General features: G+C 56.4%; 4 protein-coding genes. 3 read left to right on the forward strand and 1 reads right to left on the reverse strand.

Annotated features, from left to right (window positions below):
* The first annotated feature begins 259 nt into the window (after positions 1–259).
* From D1641_RS18700 to D1641_RS18710, 3 genes are read left to right on the forward strand one after another with little or no spacing between them, the layout of a single operon-like run.
* Positions 260–727: a sigma factor-like helix-turn-helix DNA-binding protein gene (locus tag D1641_RS18700; protein ID WP_160668471.1), complete on the forward strand. Its 468-nt coding sequence runs from the start codon at positions 260–262 to the stop codon at positions 725–727.
* Positions 657–1,679 carry a DNA cytosine methyltransferase gene (locus D1641_RS18705; protein ID WP_160668473.1) on the forward strand — a complete coding sequence of 341 codons (1,023 nt, stop codon included), beginning with the start codon at positions 657–659 and terminating at the stop codon, positions 1,677–1,679. Before D1641_RS18700 ends, D1641_RS18705 begins: the two co-directional genes overlap by 71 nt.
* Complete coding sequence (locus tag D1641_RS18710; protein WP_160668475.1) at positions 1,676–2,260, forward strand: transglycosylase SLT domain-containing protein; 585 nt, start codon at positions 1,676–1,678, stop codon at positions 2,258–2,260. Before D1641_RS18705 ends, D1641_RS18710 begins: the two co-directional genes overlap by 4 nt.
* Positions 2,261–2,529: 269 nt before the next feature.
* Here D1641_RS18710 and D1641_RS18715 read toward each other — a convergent pair.
* Positions 2,530–2,714, reverse strand: a 185-nt coding sequence (locus D1641_RS18715) for a hypothetical protein (RefSeq protein ID WP_201757440.1), incomplete at its 5' end; no start/stop codon positions are given.

A 2,714-nucleotide genomic window follows, 5' to 3' on the forward strand; every position in this document is an offset into this window, starting at 1 on the left:
CGGCTCCGGCGACGGCTCCGGCTACGGCTACGGCTCCGGCGACGGCTACGGCTCCGGCTACGGCTCCGGCTCCGGCGACGGCTCCGGCGACGGCTACGGCTCCGGCGACGGCTCCGGCTACGGCTACGGCTCCGGCTACGGCTAAGACAGCAAAATCCCCGTCCGGAGGCACCCGGGCGGGGCGGACCGAAAACCCTACGAAATCGGCCTGTGCCTTGATTATAAGCGACAGGGCCGGAAAAATCAAGGAGAAAATTAAATGTTATCTGATTTACAACTGACACATGCCGCTTTTGAGATGTGGCTCCAAGCGGATGGCGCAGACAACCTTGTGGACTTGGAGCGGGCAAAAAGGTTGCTACCTTTGGTCTTGGATGAGTGTATTACTGCGACACAGAAGGACTATATCTTGAAATACTACATCGACAAGATGACAACAAGTGAGATAGCGGAGCTTTACGGCGTGAATAAGTCCACTGTATCCCGGGCAATTCATCGGGGACTTGATAAGGCCCACGGATACCTCAGATTTGTTTCTCCGCTGTTTATCCACACACCTAAGAAAAGAACTCGTCTGTCTAACGGAAAGAAACCAGATAATCGAGGAGGAAGGGGAAAAAGTTTTTCCATGATCCAGACGGACGAAGGGAGAAAATATGAAATTGTTACTAGGCGGCTCCCCATGTACTCACTGGAGCATAGCGCGGACCAAGAACCGGGAGACTGAGCCGAAGGGGCTGGGGTGGGAACTGTTCGAAAACTACCTGATCGCCCTGGAGAAGTTCAAACCGGACTTCTTCCTGTATGAGAACAACAAAAGCATGGCCCCGGCTATCCGGGCGCAAATTACGCAGGAGTTAGTCGTGGAGCCGATCCTGATCAATTCCGCCCTGGTGAGCGCGCAGAACCGCCAGCGCCTATATTGGACCAATATTCCCGGCGTAGAGTTGCCGGAGGATCGGGGCCTTATCCTGCTGGACGTTCTGGAGAGCGGCCTGCCGCTCCATGAAAAGGGCTACACGCTGAAAGCCAACTATGCAAAAGCTGGGGCAGTCAATGGCGTGTGCGGCCAGCATTTCCCCGCGCCAATGGCGGCGGAGCCGGTACGGGTGGGCGATATGCCAAACGGCGGCGGAGCGGACGGGGCAGCCACCGGCTTGTATGCGGTGCCAGTTGATTGCGGGTTTATTATAAGCAATTCAATCGCGCCAAAGGGGAAGAGGTATCCTGTGTATGTGGTTCGGGACGGCCAGATCACCATAAAGGGCGAGCAATATCCCATAAAACTGGCGGACGGGTTTTATATTATCCGAAAACTGACCGTGACAGAGTGCAAGCGTCTCCAGACGGTGCCGGAGGACTACATATTCCCCGTGTCTGATACCCAGGCTTATAAAATGCTGGGAAACGGCTGGACGGTGGACGTGATTGCCCACATCCTCCACTATGCGCCGGGGATCACGACCGAGCCGATGGAAGTGCTGTCTATGTACGACGGTATGAGCTGCGGACACCTGGCGCTGGACAAACTGGGGGCGCATATCGCCCACTACTACGCAACCGAGATCGACAAATACGCCATCAAGACTACCCAAACAAACTTTCCCGACACGATCCAATTAGGAGACTCTTTTCAAGTACGGGATGACGGGTGGAAATTACCGAAGGAGGTAACATGAACAAATTAACAGACCGACCACCAATGAGCCGGACGGACAAGCTGTGTCTGGTGGCGCTGGCCGGGTGTTTCCTGGCCCCGCATCTGGCGGTGTGGGCGATGGATGCCGCTGCGTACCGTGCCGCTGAGGCGGACAAGCCCCCTGTGGAGGTGGTGACCGTCGCGCGGCCCATCGACTGCACGCCCCTTGCAGAGGCCATAGCGGCCCGAAAGGCGGAGCTTTTCTGGCAGACCGTTCCGCTGGACGCAGAGTGTCGGGCGGCGCTGGAAGAGGCTTGCGAGGAGCACGGAGTTCCGATCTGCCTGGTGTTGGGCGTCATACATGAGGAGAGCCGCTTTGACCCGGAGGCGGGCAATGATATCTCCTATGGGCTGATGGGCCTGAACAAAAAGTACTACCCATCCGACCTCGCCCCCACTGAAAACATCCGGGCCGGAGTGTCCCACCTGGCGGGGCAGATCGAGCGGTACGATGGGGATGTTCAGGCGGCACTGCGGGCTTACAATAAGGGCTGGGATGATGGCGACAGGGCGTATGCGAGGGCGGTCCTGGACGCATCAGAGAAATGGGGGAAAGGTTAATGATTACATTTAAGGGCACCGACAAAGACATGAAATGCCGTGGCGGTTTTCAGTATGAGATTGGGAAAACTTACACGGATGACGGAGCTATTCGATGTGGGGATAAGGGTTTTCATTCCTGTGAGGTTCCCATGGATGTTTGGTCGTATTTTGCGCCGACGGATAGAAGACGTTTTTTCTCCTGTGAGGCAGATGGAGAAATTGACCGAAGCAATGAGGACAGCAAAATTGCTTCAAGCGAGCTTACATTGAAAGCGGAGATTGGAATTTTAGGAATCATAAAAGCCCAAATTGAGTACATCAAAAAACTTGCGAAAGGAAATATAGCCCAGGGTGACAGGGGCCACGCCGCCGCCCAGGGTGACAGGGGCCACGCCGCCGCACAGGGTGACAGGGGCCACGCCGCCGCACAGGGTGACAGGGGCCACGCCGCCGCACAGGGTGACGGGGGCCA

The organism is Colidextribacter sp. OB.20, assembly GCF_009911595.1.
Lineage (GTDB): Bacteria > Bacillota > Clostridia > Oscillospirales > Oscillospiraceae > Lawsonibacter.